The sequence below is a fragment of the Psychrobacter sp. Arc9 genome (genome assembly GCF_041431295.1).
Taxonomy (GTDB): Bacteria; Pseudomonadota; Gammaproteobacteria; order Pseudomonadales; family Moraxellaceae; genus Psychrobacter.
The window spans coordinates 1-19,510 of record NZ_JASMRK010000009.1 but is presented as its reverse complement, the minus strand read 5'-3'; the positions used below and the strand labels follow the sequence as shown (position 1 = coordinate 19,510).

Sequence of the window (19,510 nt, the reverse complement as noted above, 5' to 3'; positions counted from 1 at the left end):
TATTCTAAACTAACTTAGCCTATCTAAACCAAGCACGAGCGTTACGGAACATACGCATCCACGCGCCGTCCTCATCCCACTCTTCTGGTTTCCAGCTGTGGTTATACGCTTTTAGGTTACGCTCAGGATGCGGCATCATGATAGTGACGCGACCATCGGTGCTACATAGACCCGTGACACCGCCGAGCGAACCGTTTGGATTGAGCGGATAGGTCTCGGTTGGATGACCTTGGCTATCGACATAACGCATGGCGAGCTGACCGTGGTTTGCCATACCGTCGATTTCGGTATTATTCAGCGTAGCATAGCCTTCACCATGCGCCACCGCGATTGGCAAGATACTGTCTTGCATACCTTTGAACAGGATCGACTTGGTACGCTCAACTTTTACGTTGACCGTACGCGCTTCAAATCGAGCCGATTGGTTGGCGACGAAACGTGGGAAGTTTTCTGCACCTGGGATGAGGTCTTTTAACTGAGCCATCATCTGACAGCCGTTACAGACACCTAGTGAGAAGGTATCAGGACGGGCAAAGAAGCGGACAAACTGCATGCGTAGCTCGTCATGGAACAAGATAGAGTTCGCCCAACCAGAGCCAGCGCCCAGTACGTCACCATAACTAAAGCCACCACAAGCGACCAGACCGTCGAAGTCACGTAGATTGATGCGACCACTCAGTAGATCGCTCATGTGTACATCGACCGCTTCAAAGCCAGCTTGGGTAAAGCCTGCTGCCATTTCTGTCTGACCATTGACGCCTTGCTCGCGCAAGATAGCGACTCTTGGTTTATTCTCGCGACTGTTGAGGTAAGGCTCTTCAACTTTCTGATTGAGATCAAAGTTTGGCGCAGCGATCAGACCTTGATGGCTAGCATCGCTAATCAAGTCATATTCTTGCTGTACGCAAGCTGGATTGTCACGACGACGCGCGATTTGATAGCTGACCTGACTCCATTCTTGTTGTAATTCGCTACGGCTAAAGCTTAGAGTTTCATTACCCATGTGCAAAGGCGTTTGGATAATTAAGCTGTCTTCTTCCGAGCTTTGACCAACTAGGCTGAGCATATCGCTGACGTTAAATTCTTCTGCCAATTGCATTAATGCGGCGACGTTTTCAGGCAAGACTTGGATGACCGCACCCAGCTCTTCACTGAACAGCTGACCGAGTAAGTTATCATCAGTTAATGACAGCTTGATACCTTGGCGGCTGGTGAATTGCATCTCAGCGATAGTTGCTAATAGCCCACCATCACCAATATCGTGATAAGCGCTAATGACGCCTTGCGCATTGCCCGCTTGGATAAAGTTAAAGAAATCGATTAAATCGCTCGGCTGCGCTAAATCTGGGCAGTCGTTACCTAGTTGGCTAAGCGTTTGCGCAAGGATCGAACCGCCTAGACGTAGCTTGCCTTTAGACAAATCGATACGGTAGAACGCGCTGTCGCCATTGATTAGCTCAGGGGTTAGCGTTTTTGCGACGTCAACGACAGGGGCAAATGCCGTCACGACCAAACTCATTGGCGACACGACTGATTTGTCTTGGTTTTCACCATTATCATTATCTGTCCAGTTAGCACGCATCGATAGCGAGTCTTTACCGACTGGGATAGCGATACCGAGTGCTGGGCATAGCTCTTCGCCAACGGCATGTACCGCGTCAAACAACGCCGCATCTTCCGCGTCTTCACCACAGGCGGCCATCCAGTTCGCTGACATCGTGATATCTGATAGCTGATTAATACGTGCGCCCGCGATGTTAGTAATCGCTTCACCGACTGCTAGACGCGCAGAAGCTTTTGGACTAATCAGCGCAACAGGCGTACGCTCGCCGACACTCATGGCTTCACCAGTCATTGGCTGACCATCTAGCGCAACCAAGCCTGACGCCGTTACTGCGCAATCTGACACAGGCACTTGATAGCGACCCACATACTGATCACGCACGACCATACCCGTGATAGAGCGGTCACCAATGCTAATCAAGAACGATTTGCTCGCCACGGTTGGGTGACGCAATACATCGGTGATTGACTCGGCTAAGTTGACATCGCCAAGCTCTAATGCTGGTAACGTGCTCTCGGTACGCTCAAAGCTGCGTTGCATTTTCGGTGTACCGCCGAGCAGTACTTGCATCGGCATATCGACTGGTTGCTCAGTTAATAGCTCATCATCAACGATTAGCTGACGGATATCCGTCGCCTCGCCCAAGATGGCATATGGGCAGCGCTCACGGGCACAGATAGCATCGAACTGATCTTTGCTCTCTGGGCGAATTGCTAGCACATAACGCTCTTGCGCTTCGTTTGACCAGATGGCCATTGGCGACATGCCAGCTTCTAACGATGGAATCTTACGCAAGTTCAGATGCGCGCCCATTTCATGGTCATTGACCAGCTCTGGCATAGCATTAGACAGACCACCTGCCCCTACATCATGTAATGAAACGATTGGGTTGCCGTCTTTACTGTTATTACTTACATCGACATCATCGCCCGCTAGTGCCCAACAGCGATCAAGGACTTCTTGGCAACGACGCTCCATCTCAGCGTTATCGCGCTGAACTGAGGCAAAGTCTAAACCTTCATCAAGGTCACCACTATCGACTGACGATGCGGCACCGCCGCCCAGACCGATTTGCATCGCAGGGCCACCAAGGACGATTAGCAAATCGCCTTTTGTGATTGCATTTTTTTCAATCAGATTGCGTTTGATATTGCCGTAACCGCCTGCCAGCATGATTGGCTTATGATAGCCGCGCATTTGGCTACCGTCTTTTGCCGCTGAAGTATCCAATTGGAAACTGCGGAAATAACCGCATAGGTTTGGACGACCAAATTCGTTTGAGAAGTTGGCTGAACCTAGTGGCGCTTCCGTCATAATCTCAAGGCTAGTGGCCATACGATCCGGCGTACCATAATCCTGCGTACTTAATTGACCTGACTGCTCCCACTTCTCAGCAAGCTCTGGAATATGTAAATGTGAAACGTGGAAACCTGTGAGACCTGCTTTGGGCTTACCGCCACGACCCGTTGCGCCTTCATCACGAATCTCACCGCCCGCGCCCGTCGCCGCACCCGCATAAGGAGCAATCGCGGTTGGATGGTTATGGGTTTCGACTTTCATTAAGATATCGATTTCTTCTTGATGGAAATCGTAAGGATGGGCAGAATTAGCATCTTGGGCGTCGGTAGGAATCGAGTAAAAACGCATTCCCTCTGCTCCAGCCATTACCGCAGCGTTGTCTTTATAAGCCGACAAGATGCCTTGCGGATTGGCTTTATAAGTATTCTTAATCATTTGGAACAGTGATTTTGGCTGTACTGCACCATCCACCGTCCACTCAGCGTTAAAAATTTTATGACGGCAATGCTCTGAGTTGGCCTGAGCAAACATCATTAGCTCAACGTCCGTTGGATTACGCTTGAGCTCATTGACGTACGCATTCATCAGATAATCAATGTCTTCGCTCGATAGCGCAAAACCAAACTCTGTATTGGCCGATTCTAATGCTGACTGACCTTGACCAATCACGTCGATATGATTGAGTGATGCTGGCTGCTCATCATCGAACAGTTTATTCACATCGTTTAAATCGTAAACCAAGCTTTGGGTCATACGATCAAACAATAATTGCTCAGCGGCTTTAGGTAGCGTTGCACCCACTTTGCCGTCTGCTTTTTCATCGATGGTTAGGGTATAAACAATGACACGCTCGACACGGTTAATCTTAATATCACAGTTATTAAAGATATCGGTCGCTTTACTTGCCCATGGCGAAATCGTCCCAAAACGCGGGCTCACGATGACTTGTAATTGGTTGTCTTGCGGGGCGGCAAGTTGGGTATCTTCTTTAATACCAAACAAGTCCAGCGCTTTTTTATGCTCATCACCTTTTAGTTCTCGTGATAGCACATAAACTTGCTGAGTATGGATGTGGCTGACATTTAGCTCGGTTTTTTGCTGAAACTGACTGATGAGTTGCTGCGTCTGAAAATCGGTAAGAAACGGTTGTCCGGCGATGGTCATCATAAAGGCATAATCCGTAAGATCAAGGCATCTCTGCCATGCAAAGTAAATGGTCCGCGTATTATAACAAGAAGCCCCATAATAAGCAGGTCAAAACCAAATAAATTGCTGAAAAGTACAGTTAGTTACTTAGTTAATCAGTCAGTTATCAAGCTAACAATAGCTATAAATAGCAGTTACTAGATAACTGTTCTGAGTTATTTTAAGTCACGTTTTAAGCAGCGTTTTTAACTACCCTTACAATTACCTTGCTAACAGCCCTTTTAGTCCTGCTTATCAAATTGCAGACATTACACAATCGCTTTTTATAATAGAAAAACTTGGCACTTAGTGTCACAATTTTTACGCAACCCTTATAGTCCTTACAAACACTCACATCGCATTACGGGCAATCTATATAAATTGCCTACGGCTAATCGTTACTCTAGATAGCAGTTGCCGGCGAGTTAAATGCTTACTCGTCTAAACTAGAGATTCAATGAAATAAAAACTGAGTCAATAACAATAATCAATGAGCATAAACTCAATCACTATAATGAAAAAGGACACTTATTATGAGTAGACAAGACCACATCGATAAAGTTCAAGAGTTGGTAAAAGACGTTAAATTCGCCATGATGACCACTCGTACCCACGAAGACCATTTGCATGCCTGCCCCATGACCACTAGCGAAACCAGTTTGGGTGCAAAAGAGATTTGGTTTATCGGTGATAAAACCACAGAAACTGTCAAAGATATCGAGAGAAATCCCCAAGTGAACTTGGCTTATGTCAGTCAAGATGCCAAAAACTATGTCTCAATCAACGGTAAAGCCGAGCTGGTTGAAGACCAAGAGAAGTTAGATGAGCTATGGTCGCCAGTTTATAATGCTTTTTATGAGCAAGGTAAAGAAGATCCAAATGTACAGTTAATCAAAGTTGTCCCACATGGTGCCGAATACTGGCTAAGCGGTAGCTCAGTAGTCAATATGTTTAAGATGACCACTGCTGCAGTAATGGATGGCAAAAAAGCGACTAACTTAGGCGAAAACAACTCGGTCACACTATAAGTTGTCTGATTTATAATCAGTAAAAACAAAAACGCCAGTGGCTAATGCGACTGGCGTTTTTTATTGTCTAAGTTTTACGCTGATTACTTTTGTCTTATGGAGTTAACCGCTTTGCTTTAAATAAGGCCAAGCAGCTTTTAGATAAATCATCATCGACCATAAGGTAAGTATCACAGCGGCGACCATTAATACATAACCGATGGTTTCAAGCGACTGCCAATTAAGCAGTAGTACGGTAATCGCTACCATCTGAAACGTGGTCTTTAGTTTGCCCACATAAGATACCGCGACGCTAGTGCTTTTACCCAACTCTGCCATCCACTCACGTAACGCTGATACTGCGATTTCACGCGAGATAATGACGATAGCCGCTATCGCCATAATGATATTGGGATGCCACTGTACAAGGACAATGAGCGCTACAGCTACCATCAATTTATCAGCAACAGGGTCCAAAAAGCGACCAAAGGCTGACATGACATTAAGTTTACGAGCAAAATATCCATCAAGCCAATCGGTAATTGCGGCAATAATAAAGACGCCAGTCAATAATAAATGGCGCAACAAACTATCGCTAAACTCGCTCATCCCAACGCGCGCAATGACATTGTCTGAAATCGCAGGCATACCAATACCCATAGCTGGCGGCCAATAGGCAATCGCGACAAATAGCGGAATCATCAAGATACGCGCAATCGTAAGGTTGTTAGGCAAGTTAAAAATACTCTTGGTATTTTGCGAACTTGGCGGTTCTTCCTGCGTATGCAAATGCGTGCTGTCAGTCATGGCAAACCCAGTTTAATATGAACATAATAATGGCAGATAGCTTAGCATTTTTCGGACAAGGCGTCATGCCATCTCTGCAGCGATTGAGTTATCAAAGGTATCAAGAAAGATATCAAGAAAGGTATCAAGGCTGACTAGATGACCTTCTATCGACATAAGGTATTGAAATTATTGAGAGCCTTTATGAATGATTGCATCATAAAGCTCCGCTACTTGCTCTAAATATCAGTGCTTCATACCAGTCTTTGCGTCTTTTGGATTTTTACAACGTAATATACTGTAACCAAAACCGCCAGACAGCACTCAATTGCGCTATCATAGCGACTGTACCAGAACACTTGTACACTTAAATCAGTAGATGTAAATAGCTAAGTAAATATCTCCACCTATTGTATTGATAATTATTACCCTTATAAATAACAGTAGAGAGCACCAATAATTACAACAACTCTTGACCACGGCCTGTGTAGCTAATACATGACCCGTTTTCCTCAGCCCACAGTACCTCCTCTGTGGGCCTTTTTTTGCCTAAGTTTTGCTAAACCTAAATATCGTTAAACAATGCAAAATAATGAGCATAGATATTACGCTTGCCGAGTTTACATGATTGCCTTAACAGTTTGCTGCGCCATTCGATAGCAGCTTTCTATATTACCTTTTGCACACCAATCACCACTGACGATCCATTGTTTGGTTGCATCGATTAAGATGCCTAGCTCTTCAGCATCCTTATTTACGATAGTAGCTGCATAGCGCCAACGATGACAATCTGTTTGGCTAGGTGCGCTGTCTTCATTCCAATTTAATGCTTGTTTTGCCGCCTGTAATAATTGTTCTTTTACCAACTCAATATCGTCATCGACGTGGGCTTCTGACCAGTCATTACGTGCATGAATGGTGACACTTGGTAGTAGCTCATCACGAGCAGGTTTTTGATGCTCAATAAATATCCTATCGAGAACAGCGCTATTTAAATAAGCGACATCCCATTGCGGTACTAGCTGACCCTTTAATGTCTCAGGTAGCTTTTGGACATCATCCCAACCAAGCATCAACGTATAGCAGGCTTGCATTTGCGGTTTAGTAATTTTGTCTTGCTGACTAAACTTACTATCTGCCATCAACTCTACCGCCTGACCATTTGGCGCTGTGCAAATAACCCAATCAAACCAGCCCAGACTGGCGCCAGTTTCGTCAAATAGCTCAGTTTGCTTGCTGTCTTGATTATGAGTCTGGTTCTGGATCTGATGCTGAGACTGCTGCGGGTTTTGATGGTGCAAATACTGAGCGAGCGGTGCGACACGGGTCTTAAATACTATGGTCGTATACTTGAGCGCGGCGGCCAATTCACGGCCCCAACTGGTCATTTTTGGTGTGCTAATGTAGCGTGCATGCACTGCATCCCATTGCTCTTTGCTTTTGATATTAGGTGACTGACCATTGTCACTTTCTGGCGTTAACTCAACCACTTCGGCACACCACGGCTGTAGCAACCCTGTATCTAACCAAGGCGCGATAAATTGTTGAAAGTCAGCAGTTTTCGCAGTAAAAAACTGTGCGCCGAACGACCATTGCCAGTTTTTACCAGTCTCACTATCGCTGCGATAGCGGGTCGCTAAACGGCCTACACTACGTGATTTTTCAAAGATAGTGATTTGCGGGCTGTTAGATGACGAGCCTGTCTGGTTTGACGCGCGCTCTAATAGTGTTGCGGTAAGCAATCCCGTTAGGCCACCACCGATGATAGCGATTTTTGGGGCAGATAGAACAGTTGAGCACGAAGTATGATTAGTCATGATGACAGTAGACCTTATGAAGTATTTATGAATCGCTACTATATTAATTAGCTAGCCTAGTAAGTACTGAGTGTCTCACCAATTAATATAATAATAATATTGTTTTGTTAGCATTATTGAACCTTCAAAATAAGCCAATATCAATATCGTCTACGTAAAAAAGCCATGCTATTCTCGATAACATGGCCTTTATTCAACTTCGATATGCAAATATCAATGGCTAGTACTGAATAACTATCCTTAAAACTACAGGGTCGTTAGCAGACTTACTCTCCACGGCCCGCTTTGACTTCTTCAACCAAGTCATTAATCACTGAGCTATCGGCAAGCGTAGATAGGTCGCCCAGTCCTACATATTGACCTGCTGCAAGGTTACGCAAGATACGGCGCATGATTTTTCCTGAGCGCGTTTTTGGTAGTGCATCAACCATATAGATGGCATCTAACGTCGCAATTGGTCCAATCTCGGCACGCACATGGCGTTTTAATTCTGCTTTTAGATCGTCGGTCTTTTCTTCACCTGACTTTAGAATGATAAATGCACAGATGCCGGTACCGCGTATCTCATGCGGCATACCGACAATCGCAGCTTCAGCAGTTGCAGGGTGCGCAACCACGGCGCTCTCGATCTCTGCTGTGCCCAAGCGATGCCCTGCCACGTTGAGTACATCGTCGACACGACCAGTAATCCAGTAATGCCCATCTTCATCACGTTGAGCGCCATCACCCGTGAAATAATGACCCGGATAATCGCTAAAGTAGGTCTTTAAGAAACGTGGATGGTCATTGTAGATAGTACGCATCTGCCCTGGCCAGCCGCTACTGATCACCAAATTGCCTTCTGCAGGGCCTTCTAAAATCGCACCATCACTATCGACGACTTCTGGTTTGACGCCATATAGTGGTGTCATTGCCGCGCCCGGTTTGAGATCGACCGTGCCTGGTATTGGTGCCATTAAGATGCCACCAGTCTCGGTCTGCCACCATGTATCGACGATAGGACATTTACCATCACCGACGACATTGTAGTACCAGTCCCACGCTTCTGGGTTGATCGGCTCACCGACCGACCCTAGCAGACGCAAACTAGAACGATCCGACTCTCGAACGAAAGCGTCGCCCTCTTTCATCATCGCGCGAATGGCTGTCGGTGCAGTGTATAAAATAGTCACGTCATGCTTATCAATGATATGACCGATACGCGCCCATGTTGGATGCTCTGGTACACCTTCAAACATTACCGTTGTCGTGCCATTGGCCAATGGTGCATAGGTTGAGTACGTGTGGCCAGTAATCCAGCCTACATCTGCCGTACACCAGTAGACGTCATCTTCTTTGATATCAAAAACATCACGGAACGTTGAGATAGCATAGGTGATATAGCCGCCTGTAGTATGCACTACACCTTTTGGCTTACCAGTCGAGCCAGAAGTATATAATAAAAATAGTGGGTCTTCGGCATTCATAACTTCAGGCTCGCAGATCTCTGATTGACCATCGACCAAATTGTGATACCACACATCACGGCGCCCACTCATCGGTATAGAGTTACCCGTACGATGAACGACAATGACTTTTTCGACACTCTCAGTGCCATCCATGTCGAGTGCGTGATCGACATTGGCTTTGAGCGGTGTGTGCTTGCCGCCGCGTAAACCTTCGTCAGCGGTAATAACAACTTTTGAGCGACTGTCTATCAAGCGATTACCCAAACTCTCGGCAGAAAAACCACCAAACACCACTGAATGTACCGCACCGATACGCGCACATGCCAGCATCGCTACCATGGCTTCCGGTATCATCGGCATATATAAAGTTACGCGGTCACCTTTTACAACGCCAAGCTTGCGCAATGAATTACCTAAGCGGCAGACAGCTTCGTGCAATTCTTTAAAAGAAATAATTTTGTGCAACGAAGGGTGATCGCCTTCCCAGATGATAGCAGGCTTGTATGGGTTTTCTTCGAGGTGACGGTCGAGACAGTTGACTGAAATATTCAGCTCACCATCCTCAAACCATTTAATGCTAAAATCGTCTAAGTCATAATTGACATTACTGACTTTGGTCGGTTTCTTTATCCAATCGATTAGCTCAGCGCGCTTCGCCCAAAAAGCATCACTTGCTTCTGTTGATTCGATGGATTGTCCGTAGTCTTTGAGGTACTGTTCAGGTGTGGTATTGGCAGCAGCCATAAACTCGGCTGAGATAGGAAATGATTTCTGAGTCATAGTGTTGGGTCCCTTTTAATTATTATGACCTACACGGATAAACGTCTATGACGCGCCCCATGTAAGCGATAAGAGTCATCTTCCATAATGTGTGACGCTCATCGTTAGTTTGACAAATAAGCGTGACCGTTGCAAGACATCAAAAGCCAAACATAACAATTTCACTGTACATCTGTATGTTTAGATAATTATATTAGTACTTATACTGGTACGTATAATGCTATTTATAGGGGCAGCTATCATAACGATAGTACTAAAATGACAGCTGGTTGTGATCACACGGTAACAGCGTATGGCTTAGGGCATTTAATCCTTGTAACCTTTAGTGAAATATGGACAATAGCTACACTAAACATACTGCTTCATTTAACAAAATGTCAGCCGCGTTTTTAATAAAAACAATGCTTGGCCTGGTTATACTTTTTTCACCCCATCGTTTTACGAGACCGCAATGACTAATCAACGCAATGCACAAAACCATACTCACTATGATGTCGTTATTATTGGTGCTGGCGCTTCAGGGTTGTACTGTGCACTGACTGCCGGACGGCGCGGTCGCCGCGTATTGGTTTTGGATCATGCCAATAAAGCTGGTAAAAAGATTTTGATGTCAGGTGGTGGTCGCTGCAACTTCACCAATTACTTTGTAGAGCCTGAGCACTTTATTGGTGCCAATCCCCACTTCTGCAAATCAGCGCTAAGTCGTTACCCAAGTTGGGAGTTTATCGGCATGGTAGAGTCGCATAAGATTGCCTACCATGAACGCGAACACGGTCAGCTGTTCTGTGACGACTCGGCACAAGATATCTTGTCTATGCTGCTAGATGAATGCACGGCTGTAGGCGTACAAGTAAAGCTTAATGCTCAGATTGATCACGTTAAAACTGCTGCTCATGATAAAGGCGAACGCTTTTATCTAACGACGAGTAAAAAGCTTGGTAAAAAAGACATTGCGAACGGCACTCAATCTTCGCAAACAGGCTATAGCTGTGAGTCTTTAGTCATCGCCACTGGTGGACTATCTATCCCGACCATGGGAGCAAGTGGTATCGGCTATGAGTTGGCGCAGCAGTTCGGGCATACTCTTGTGCCAACTGACGCTAGCCTTGTACCCTTTACCTTCACTGACAAAACAGGCGATCTTATTCGTGCTTTGGCTGGTATCAGTTTGCCAGTTATTGCCAGTAATGAGCGTATCTCTTTTAAATTGCCCGTCCTATTTACCCATCGTGGTCTCTCTGGCCCTGCCATGCTACAGCTCTCCAACTATTGGCAGACTGGGGAAACCATCAGTATCAATTTGTTGCCTGAAATAGACGTCACTGAGCTTTTACTTGCTCGCAAAAAGTCACATCCACGCCAGCTTATTCGTACCGTATTGGCAGAAAACACAGATAATGCATTACCCAAGAAGCTATTAGCAGCACTACAGACGCATCTGTGGGAAGACATCAAAGATACGGAGCTTGCTAATATTAAAGACGAACGTCTCACAGAGCTTGGTATTACCCTTAATGGTTGGCAGCTCAAACCTTCTGGCACGGAAGGCTACCGTACCGCTGAGGTCACACGCGGCGGCGTCAAAACTGATGAGGTTTCTTCAAAAACGATGCAAAGCAATTTACAAGACGGCTTATACTTTATCGGTGAAGTGCTTGATGTGACCGGCTGGCTTGGTGGTTATAATTTTCAGTGGGCATGGGCAAGTGGTTTTGTGAGTGGTGAGACCGTCTAATCATGGACACTTATAAGTGTTTAACATTTGCTTAATCGCTGCTGACAGCCCTAGGAATGAAATAGTAATAAAAACTCATACAATCTACTCTTATATTCATAGTAGTATTACTTAATAATAGCTTTTCTATTGATAGTAATTCTAATTAGACTAATGAGGTGACCCATGCGTTCAATTAAACACATTCACGGTGAAAAAGAGTCGCACTGGGTAGGTGACGGCTTTTTTGTAAAAACTCTGATCAGTCATCTAGATGACAATCCAGACCTTGATTATAGCCGTACTGATCCTTTCTTATTATTAGACTATGCCAAGCCAACAACGTTTTCACCCAACCCCGCTTATAAAATGCAGCCACATGGCGTTGGTCAACACCCACATAAAGGTTTTGAAACTGTCACCATTGCTTATGCAGGTGAGATTAGTCATGTAGATTCGACAGGTGGGCGCGGTGATATTTTAGAAGGTGATGTACAGTGGATGACTGCTGGACGCGGTATCTTGCATGAAGAGTTTCACTCTGAGGCATTTGGGCAGCGCGGTGGCATCTTCAGTATGGTGCAGCTGTGGGTCAATCTGCCAAGTAAGCACAAGCTGACTGACCCCAAATATCAGTCTATCAAACGGGCCGACATACCTATCATCGAGTTGATAGACGATCAAGATATCAATGATCAAGACGCTCAGAAACAAACCATTATAGGCCAAGTTGCTATCATTGCCGGTGACTGGCACGGTATAACAGGTGCGGCAACGACATTTACCCCGATTAATATGTGGGATGTCGCGCTACATACCGCAGGCACGACCTCGATACAAGTTCCAAATACACACAATACGCTGCTACTGATACAAGAAGGTCAGCTACTGGTCAATGGCACAGCCGTCAGTGCGGGCGACTTGATTCAGTTTTCAGCGCCTATCCATATCAATACAGAATCTAAAACTCCCTCTCATTCGACTACTGATAGCATTGAGCTCACCTACTCTAGAGACGCGCAGGGAGGTGTCAAACTGCTACTGCTAAGCGGCGAGCCTATTGGAGAACCCGTCGCAGGTTATGGCCCCTTTGTGATGAATACGCAGGAAGAGCTACGACAGACTTTTCGCGATTATCAGATCGGCAACTTTGGTAAGTAAAAAACCAATGTGAATAAACATTTCTACTAAATAAGACGTTCTGATAAACCTTAACGCTTACGCAAAAAGAAGCCACCTAACGGCTATCGTCAGGTGGCTTCTTTTATACGTCAGTAATTACTTAATCATCAAAACTGATGACTAGATTACTGCGCCTGCTTTAGAAACGGATAATCAGTGTAGCCAACCGTGCTGCCACCATAGAAGCTCTCTGGATGCTGCTCGTTGAGCGGTGCGCCCTCTTGAATACGTTCAGCGAGATCAGGGTTGGCAATATAATCACGACCGAATGCTACCGCATCGATATAGCCTGCTTTGATGTTCTTCTCAGCTTTGTCCGCATCATAGCCACCCGCCGCGATGATGGTCTGATCAAAAGCAGCACGCACACGCTTACGGAAGTCTTCGCTATACGGCGTACCCCCTGCCCAGTCTGGCTCTGACAGATGCAAATACATTAGACCACGCTTATTGATTTGTTCAATCAGCCAAATGTTATCGTCTTCTTCGTAGCCTCCCTCAACATTGTTGAACGTGCCAAGTGGTGAAATACGAATACCCACGTGATCAGCATCCCATGCCTCTACGCAAGCATCAATCACGTCCAAGGTTAGACGCGCGCGGTTTTCGCGGCTACCACCGTACTCATCGTCACGCTGATTGGTATGCTCGGCCCAAAACTGATGCAGCAAATAACCATGCGCGCCATGAATCTCAATACCATCAAACCCCGCTTCCTGCGCGCACTTGGTTGCATGCGCAAAGTCAGTAACCACTTGCTGAATCTCATCAAGACTGGCTGGGCGCGGCGGCGTGGCATCCGCGCGAATGGCTTGGTTGTCACTATCACGCAATGAGGTACGGATACCTACATCGACATCTGAGGCTGAAATTGGCGCACGGCGTTCAGGTTGTACGCTTTCATGTGAGACAAGTCCTGTGTGCCATAGCTGGACGACGATCTTGCCACCTTTGGCATGGACATTGTCAACGATGGCTTTCCATGCAGTGACTTGATCTTGAGTATGTAGCCCTGGTGCGCCTGCATAGCCTTTTGCTTGAAACGATACTTGCGTTGCCTCAGTGATGACAAGGCCCGCCCCTGCACGCTGCGAGTAGTACTCTGCTGCCCATGTGATAGGGACATCGCCTGGCTCAACGGCACGCAGACGTGTCAGTGGGGCCATCATAATGCGGTTTTTTAGCGTTTGTGTGCCCATTTTTACAGGCTCAAATAAAATATCGTGTGCCATAATCTGTCCTATTGGTTATTGTCGCTATTTATGATCTTTAGTTATAGCAACCATCATTCATACTGATTATTATCGAATGCTGTTTAGAAAAACTTATAATATCATTAGTAAATCTACGTTTAGCGCCTACATTTATAGGGGATAGATTTCATTATTCCAAGCAATATTTACAAACAGATACAACAATATTCACCTATACAAATATTCGTATCTGTTTACTACGAAGACTGTTTACTAAGCCTTAAATACTGTTCGTCTGGGTCTTGTCTTTTGGCTTTAGCATTTTCTTAATTGATAGCTCTAATGACAGATATGTGCCGATCAATATCACAATCGAACCAATGATAGCTTGTATATTTAGCGCCTCGCCAAGCAATAGATACCCTAAAATAATAGCAAAAATTGGGATGACTAAAGTAATACTGGTGGCGCGCGTCGGGCCAATATTTTTAATCAGCTGATTCATAAAGATAAGCGCAATGGCGGTCGAAAATACACCGATACAGATCACGGATACCCACGCCTTTATGCTGACATCTTTACCATAAGGGAACTCATTAAAAGCCACAGGCAGCATAATAATACTACCGATAATGAGCGAGCCTGCAGTGATAGCGACTGGCGATACTTCGTACAGATAGTTCTTGGTGATGTTGGCCCCAAGCGCATAACCTACACAGGCTAGTAGCGCGTAGCCCATCGGTAGGAGTCCTTCGATCAATCCTTTGCCTGGCTCGCCGCCACCAAACAAGCTTTCGCTCATCAGTACGATTACCCCAATCACCCCAATGACCAAACCGAGTGCTTGTTTTTTTGATAGCCTATCTTTAAAGAAGACTCTAGCGATAAAACCACTCATCATCGGTACAGAAGCATTTAGCACGGCTAGCACGCCTGCGTTCACTGATTGCGCGGAAAACGAGAACAACACAAAAGGCAGCGCTGCTGAAAACAAGCCAACGAGCGCCAGCATTTTCCAATGCTCCTTGATGCCGACTCTGTTTTTCTTATTTAATAATACAAAGACCAACATGACCAATCCGGCGAATATCACACGCAAACTGGCGAATGCCAATGAGCCAAACTCAGGCACGCCGATACGATAAAAAACGAAGGAGAGTGACCACATAAAAGAGAGTGTCACAAAGATGATGAGATCACGGTTGGTCATTGGGTAATCCTATTAAGCGCTTAGACTGCGTTTGCCAACTCGTGTCGGTCATAAGCGTCTGATGCGTTGTAAAAACTATCATGTGATTAAAAATTCATGATGATAACTTTTTAATTGTTTGATGGGTAATTTTTTATAAAATTTATAGTGAGTTTTTATCCGCTTATTAATTTTTCTAGCACAGCTTTAAGACTTTCACCTTTTTGATAATCTGTAAATTTGGACAAATCCCTTTTATTGAGCACCATGCAGTAAGCAGCGCCTATCCTATATTTCTTATACTTTAGCCTATCCCAGCACCTTTCTATTCACATACTAAAGAACTCCAAAGTCACCCTTAAGTAAGTCATCCGTTCAATACCTATAAAAACAGATTCACGATCATAGCAAATCCTGCTTATAGCACTACCTTATAACAGCTACTCTTAATAATACTGATGTTAAAAGTAGCTCTGATAAATCAATTCAAGATTTTCTCAAAATATATTAGTTGATATTTGTTTACTAATTTTCTACTATCTAAAAGGTATTGGTTAGTATTTGGCAATACAAAAAATAGATGGCAAACATCATTAGTAGGATTTATAAATTATTGAGGAATGATTATGAAAAGGATAGCGTTATTTGTCGGTATGATGTCAGTTGCAACGGCAGGTTTTTGCGGGGTTGGTCAGTTCTCAGATGAGACCACCTGCTATGTTTATAAACAAGATAAACTGCAAAAAAAGCTAAACTGTCAGTATGAGGGCGCTGAGGGTGCAGCGATGAGTTATAGTTTTAGACAGGTCTCCTATAACCTGCCAGGATTTGGCAAAATGGCAACCTCTACCAGTGCAAATTATAATGACCGTAATGAAGTGACTGGATGGACGACCACCGTCAATGACGAGCCAGCAATCATCAGATATCGTCTGCCAACCAATCAGCGTATCGTCAGTGATGCCTATGCGCAGTCTGGTAAAGCGGTTATGCAATGTTATCTTAGTACAAAATCGCAGTGGGAGATTTGTGCTAAATAGAACAAAATACTCTGGCAATTTATAGTGCAATAAAGCTGAGCGTTTTGCTTGGCTTTTATTGCCGCCTGCTAAAAACTGAAGCATCAACCTTAGCCCCATCCTCTATAAAATTTTTTCACCGTTTTCTCTATATGCTCAACGTCTTCACTACTGTCAAAGCCACTGATAAAATCAACCTTCCTGTTAGACAGCCATTGAATTACAACCCTGCATCGGTAAGAATGATGCTACCTATTCATAAAACCTACTCACCAACCCAGTTTATTAAAGAGTCAAATACATGAAACTGCGCATCCTAAAATCTGCTGTGACCAATCCTTGGTTTAATCTTGCCACCGAAGATTGGATATTTAATACGCTCAATCCCGACTCACATACCCTATTTTTATGGCGTAACTCTGAGACCGTGGTCATTGGACGCTCACAAAATCCATGGGTAGAGTGCAAAACCGATAAGATGGACGCAGACGATGTATTTTTAGCACGGCGTCAGAGCGGCGGCGGCGCAGTATTCCATGACTTGGGTAACACCAACTTTACCTTTTTATCGCCCAGTGATGCTTACGATCAAGAAGCAAACTTCACTATCATCATCAATGCACTTAAAAAACTCGGCATAGACGCCACGCTGTCTGGTCGTAACGATATGCAGGTCGGCGACCGCAAAATATCGGGCAGCGCATTTAGACATGCCGCCGATCGCAGCTTTCATCATGGCACATTGCTGGTCAATGCCAACATGCAAAAGCTTGGCGACTATCTAAACCCGCATCCGCTAAAGCTAAAAGCGAAAGGCATCAAATCTGTGCGCGCTCGTGTGGCAAACTTGGTAGATTTTAATGAGGCTATCAATCACGAGACATTGTCTGAGGCGATTATCGAAGCGTTTTGTGAATATCATGGAGAGACTACACAGGTCGAGCAATTAGATGAGGCTAGCCTTGCTAAGCAACCGACGCTAAACGCTTACTATCAACAAATGGCGGATTGGGATTGGCGCTTTGGTAAAACGCCTGAATTTACTCATCATATTGAGACGCGCTTTGATTGGGGCATGATGGATGTGCATATGGATGTGAAGCAAGCCGTGATTACCGAAGTTGTCATCTTCTCTGATGCGCTAAATATTGAGCTTATCGACCTGCTTAAAAATACATTGACTGGTGTTAAATATAATAAGCATGAGATAAAACATGCGCTCGCTGAACTAGCAAAAGCGCAATCTGAATTGGCAGCGCAGGTGAATGATTTTGAACAGTGGTTGGTTGGTGAGATGGAAGGTTAACTTTTAGTCTGCTGATATCTTGATCTTGTGTAGATATTTGCATCTTAGCCTTAGCATTTTAGAGGTAGCTATTTAAAGTTGATCCGTTAAAAAAGTAGAGTAACTCATGGAACAAATCGCCATTATTTTCTTTGCACTGACTTCTTTTTTGGGAATGGAAAACAATACCATTGCGGCCGATAAAACGACTGTGACGGTATACCCTCGGCGCCAAATAATAGAAATCACTCAATAAGACTTATTTGCTATTGTCCACTCGGATATAGATGCAACCTACGTCAGACAACAGTGGGCTAGCGTATCTGCTCACTCACAGCAGGGTACTGGCTGGGCAAAAGCATTAGCGCCTTTTCCTAGTAAGACGATAACGCTAGCAACGGTAAACAACCAAATTCAGCCACAGCTAACGCTAAGTTATAACGATGAGAAAGATTTGCGCGCGATGGGTATCTGGTATAACGCTGATAAAAATCATTTCTCTATCAACCATGTACCACGAGATAATCTGCAAACGACAGATGGTAAATTAATAGGAAATTATTGGGTGTTTAACGTAGATCAGCCTTTTAGCTTTACCCTTGAGCCAATTCACACGTTGCCTCAACCATGCCAAAAATCAAAACGCACTCTTAGTAAGCTCTTGACGGATAGCCGATAATGAACAAACACCCCTTTATGATACGAGCAAACCACCTAAAAAATCTTTCACTTCAGTGACATACTGTCTCAAATCCAGCCCTAAATGAAAGCCTTCTACTGGAGTCAGCAGTCCTTTCTTGCTTACCCAACCTAACGATGATGGGATTTTCTTAGTAGCATGATCAGTCGTAGGCTGAGCTTTTAGTCCAGCGAATTAATGAGGTAAATGTAAAAACCAAAGCTGTATTTAGCTATACTAAATTAAGGTAATTTAGTGACTAAGGTTTTTGTGTTTGGTAATTAAATAGAGTAGAACTAATTAGGAGCTAAAAAACGTGATGACATTACCGAATGATATAGATATTTTAAAAAATAAAATTCAAAAAATTCTTAACCCTATTGATTGTGCTGTTGAAAAAGGCACTAAAGCAGATAAGGACTTTCTTTTTAAGGCTGTTCGAGCAGACGTAGGAGATGACTTACCTCCTTACTACTTAATATACTTTCTTTTCGTTGACTTACTGGGTTTCAAAAACTTAGGTCGATTTGAAAAAGTTGCTTGGTCGATACCAATTGATTATAACGGAGTTGCTTATGTTTTAGAACATAGGAAACTAGGGATGGGACTCTTTGTAGCAGACAAGGAAAGTCAAAAAAAGGAATGCCAAGAGATTGTTAGAAAAATAAATAATGCTGTGAAAGTAGCTAAACCATATTTCGATTGGGTTGCAAATGAAGCTGCAAAGGACTCTCAGCTCAACGTGTTAAATCATAGTCTGAAGTTATATGATAGATATACCTTTCTTATTGAAGAGTACAAAAGAAAAGAGCAAGAAAGTATATCTCATAACAACACAGTACAAGAGTCATGGAATTTTGAAAACTACTTCAGTGTGTATTCAGATTCTCAAAAGCTTAAAAAGGAGAAACAGTGGTTAGCGTTATCAGCCATTGATGCGTTCTATAGTTTTACTGAACATATATTTATTCATGCTGCAATATTAAAAGGTTCTTTATTAACAGGAGAAGATGTAGAACGACTTGCTCAAGATAACTGGGCAAACAAATTTAAAGCTTGTTTAGATGTTCAAAACAAGTTGATTAGACCACATTATGATAAGTTAGGTTTGATTAAAAAGCAGGTAAGAAACTACATGGCGCATGGAGCATTTGGTAAAAATGGTGAAGCATTTCAGATTCACTCTAAAGTGGGTGCTGTTCCACTACTTATGACTAACCAGAAAAGTGGTTCACGATTTTCTATCCAACCTGATACCGAATTTGAGGAAAAGGAAGCGATAAAAGGGGAGTTTCCTAAAAACTGTGTAACTGCTTATAATCCATTAACAGGAGAATAAGCAATGACTACTCAATCTGACATT

General features: G+C 44.1%; 13 protein-coding genes. 7 read left to right on the top strand and 6 right to left on the bottom strand.

Translation table 11 applies throughout. The annotated features are described in order from the left end of the window. Nucleotides 1-19: 19 nt before the first annotated feature. Entirely contained in the window at nt 20-4,030 is a 4,011-nt protein-coding gene (gene purL, locus QO187_RS06700) for a phosphoribosylformylglycinamidine synthase (protein WP_102094652.1), read from the bottom strand. Between the two features lie 551 nt (nt 4,031-4,581). On the opposite strand from purL, the gene QO187_RS06695 reads away from it, so the two are divergent. Further along, nucleotides 4,582-5,076, top strand: coding sequence for a pyridoxamine 5'-phosphate oxidase family protein (locus QO187_RS06695; protein ID WP_102094651.1), 495 nt, complete (start codon nt 4,582-4,584; stop codon nt 5,074-5,076). 102 nt (nt 5,077-5,178) lie between these two features. Here the strand turns inward: QO187_RS06695 and pgsA are convergent, their stop codons facing one another. The 3 genes from pgsA to acs all read right to left on the bottom strand — a co-directional run bounded on the left by pgsA (nt 5,179) and on the right by acs (nt 9,886). Continuing rightward, on the bottom strand, nt 5,179-5,862 hold the full coding sequence (gene pgsA, locus QO187_RS06690; protein ID WP_057758088.1) for a CDP-diacylglycerol--glycerol-3-phosphate 3-phosphatidyltransferase: 684 nt from the start codon (nt 5,860-5,862) through the stop codon (nt 5,179-5,181). 599 nt (nt 5,863-6,461) lie between these two features. Beyond that, on the bottom strand, nt 6,462-7,658 hold the full coding sequence (locus QO187_RS06685) for an NAD(P)/FAD-dependent oxidoreductase (RefSeq protein WP_102094650.1): 1,197 nt from the start codon (nt 7,656-7,658) through the stop codon (nt 6,462-6,464). A gap of 266 nt (nt 7,659-7,924) precedes the next feature. Further along, nucleotides 7,925-9,886, bottom strand: a complete 1,962-nt coding sequence (acs, locus tag QO187_RS06680; RefSeq protein ID WP_102094649.1) for an acetate--CoA ligase — start codon at nt 9,884-9,886, stop codon at nt 7,925-7,927. A gap of 451 nt (nt 9,887-10,337) precedes the next feature. On the opposite strand from acs, the gene QO187_RS06675 reads away from it, so the two are divergent. Both QO187_RS06675 and QO187_RS06670 read left to right on the top strand, forming a co-directional pair. Continuing rightward, nucleotides 10,338-11,621, top strand: coding sequence for an NAD(P)/FAD-dependent oxidoreductase (locus QO187_RS06675; protein ID WP_102094648.1), 1,284 nt, complete (start codon nt 10,338-10,340; stop codon nt 11,619-11,621). Between the two features lie 165 nt (nt 11,622-11,786). Further along, entirely contained in the window at nt 11,787-12,761 is a 975-nt protein-coding gene (locus tag QO187_RS06670) for a pirin family protein (RefSeq protein ID WP_102094647.1), read from the top strand. Between the two features lie 146 nt (nt 12,762-12,907). Here QO187_RS06670 and QO187_RS06665 read toward each other — a convergent pair whose 3' ends face one another. Further along, nucleotides 12,908-14,014 (bottom strand): alkene reductase, encoded by a 1,107-nt coding sequence (locus QO187_RS06665; protein WP_102094646.1) that lies wholly within the window; start codon nt 14,012-14,014, stop codon nt 12,908-12,910. Between the two features lie 241 nt (nt 14,015-14,255). Continuing rightward, nucleotides 14,256-15,185 (bottom strand): DMT family transporter, encoded by a 930-nt coding sequence (locus QO187_RS06660; protein ID WP_102094645.1) that lies wholly within the window; start codon nt 15,183-15,185, stop codon nt 14,256-14,258. Nucleotides 15,186-15,790: 605 nt separating this feature from the next. Between QO187_RS06660 and QO187_RS06655 the strand changes: the two genes are divergently transcribed. From QO187_RS06655 to QO187_RS06640, 4 genes are all read left to right on the top strand, one after another. Then, nucleotides 15,791-16,204 (top strand): hypothetical protein, encoded by a 414-nt coding sequence (locus QO187_RS06655; RefSeq protein ID WP_102094644.1) that lies wholly within the window; start codon nt 15,791-15,793, stop codon nt 16,202-16,204. A gap of 280 nt (nt 16,205-16,484) precedes the next feature. Further along, nucleotides 16,485-17,489, top strand: a complete 1,005-nt coding sequence (locus tag QO187_RS06650) for a lipoate--protein ligase (RefSeq protein WP_102094643.1) — start codon at nt 16,485-16,487, stop codon at nt 17,487-17,489. A 106-nt stretch (nt 17,490-17,595) separates the two neighbouring features. Then, complete coding sequence (locus QO187_RS06645) at nt 17,596-17,724, top strand: hypothetical protein (RefSeq protein ID WP_265734918.1); 129 nt, start codon at nt 17,596-17,598, stop codon at nt 17,722-17,724. Between the two features lie 742 nt (nt 17,725-18,466). Continuing rightward, nucleotides 18,467-19,486 carry a hypothetical protein gene (locus QO187_RS06640; RefSeq protein ID WP_371547845.1) on the top strand — a complete coding sequence of 340 codons (1,020 nt, stop codon included), beginning with the start codon at nt 18,467-18,469 and terminating at the stop codon, nt 19,484-19,486. Nucleotides 19,487-19,510 lie beyond the last annotated feature (24 nt).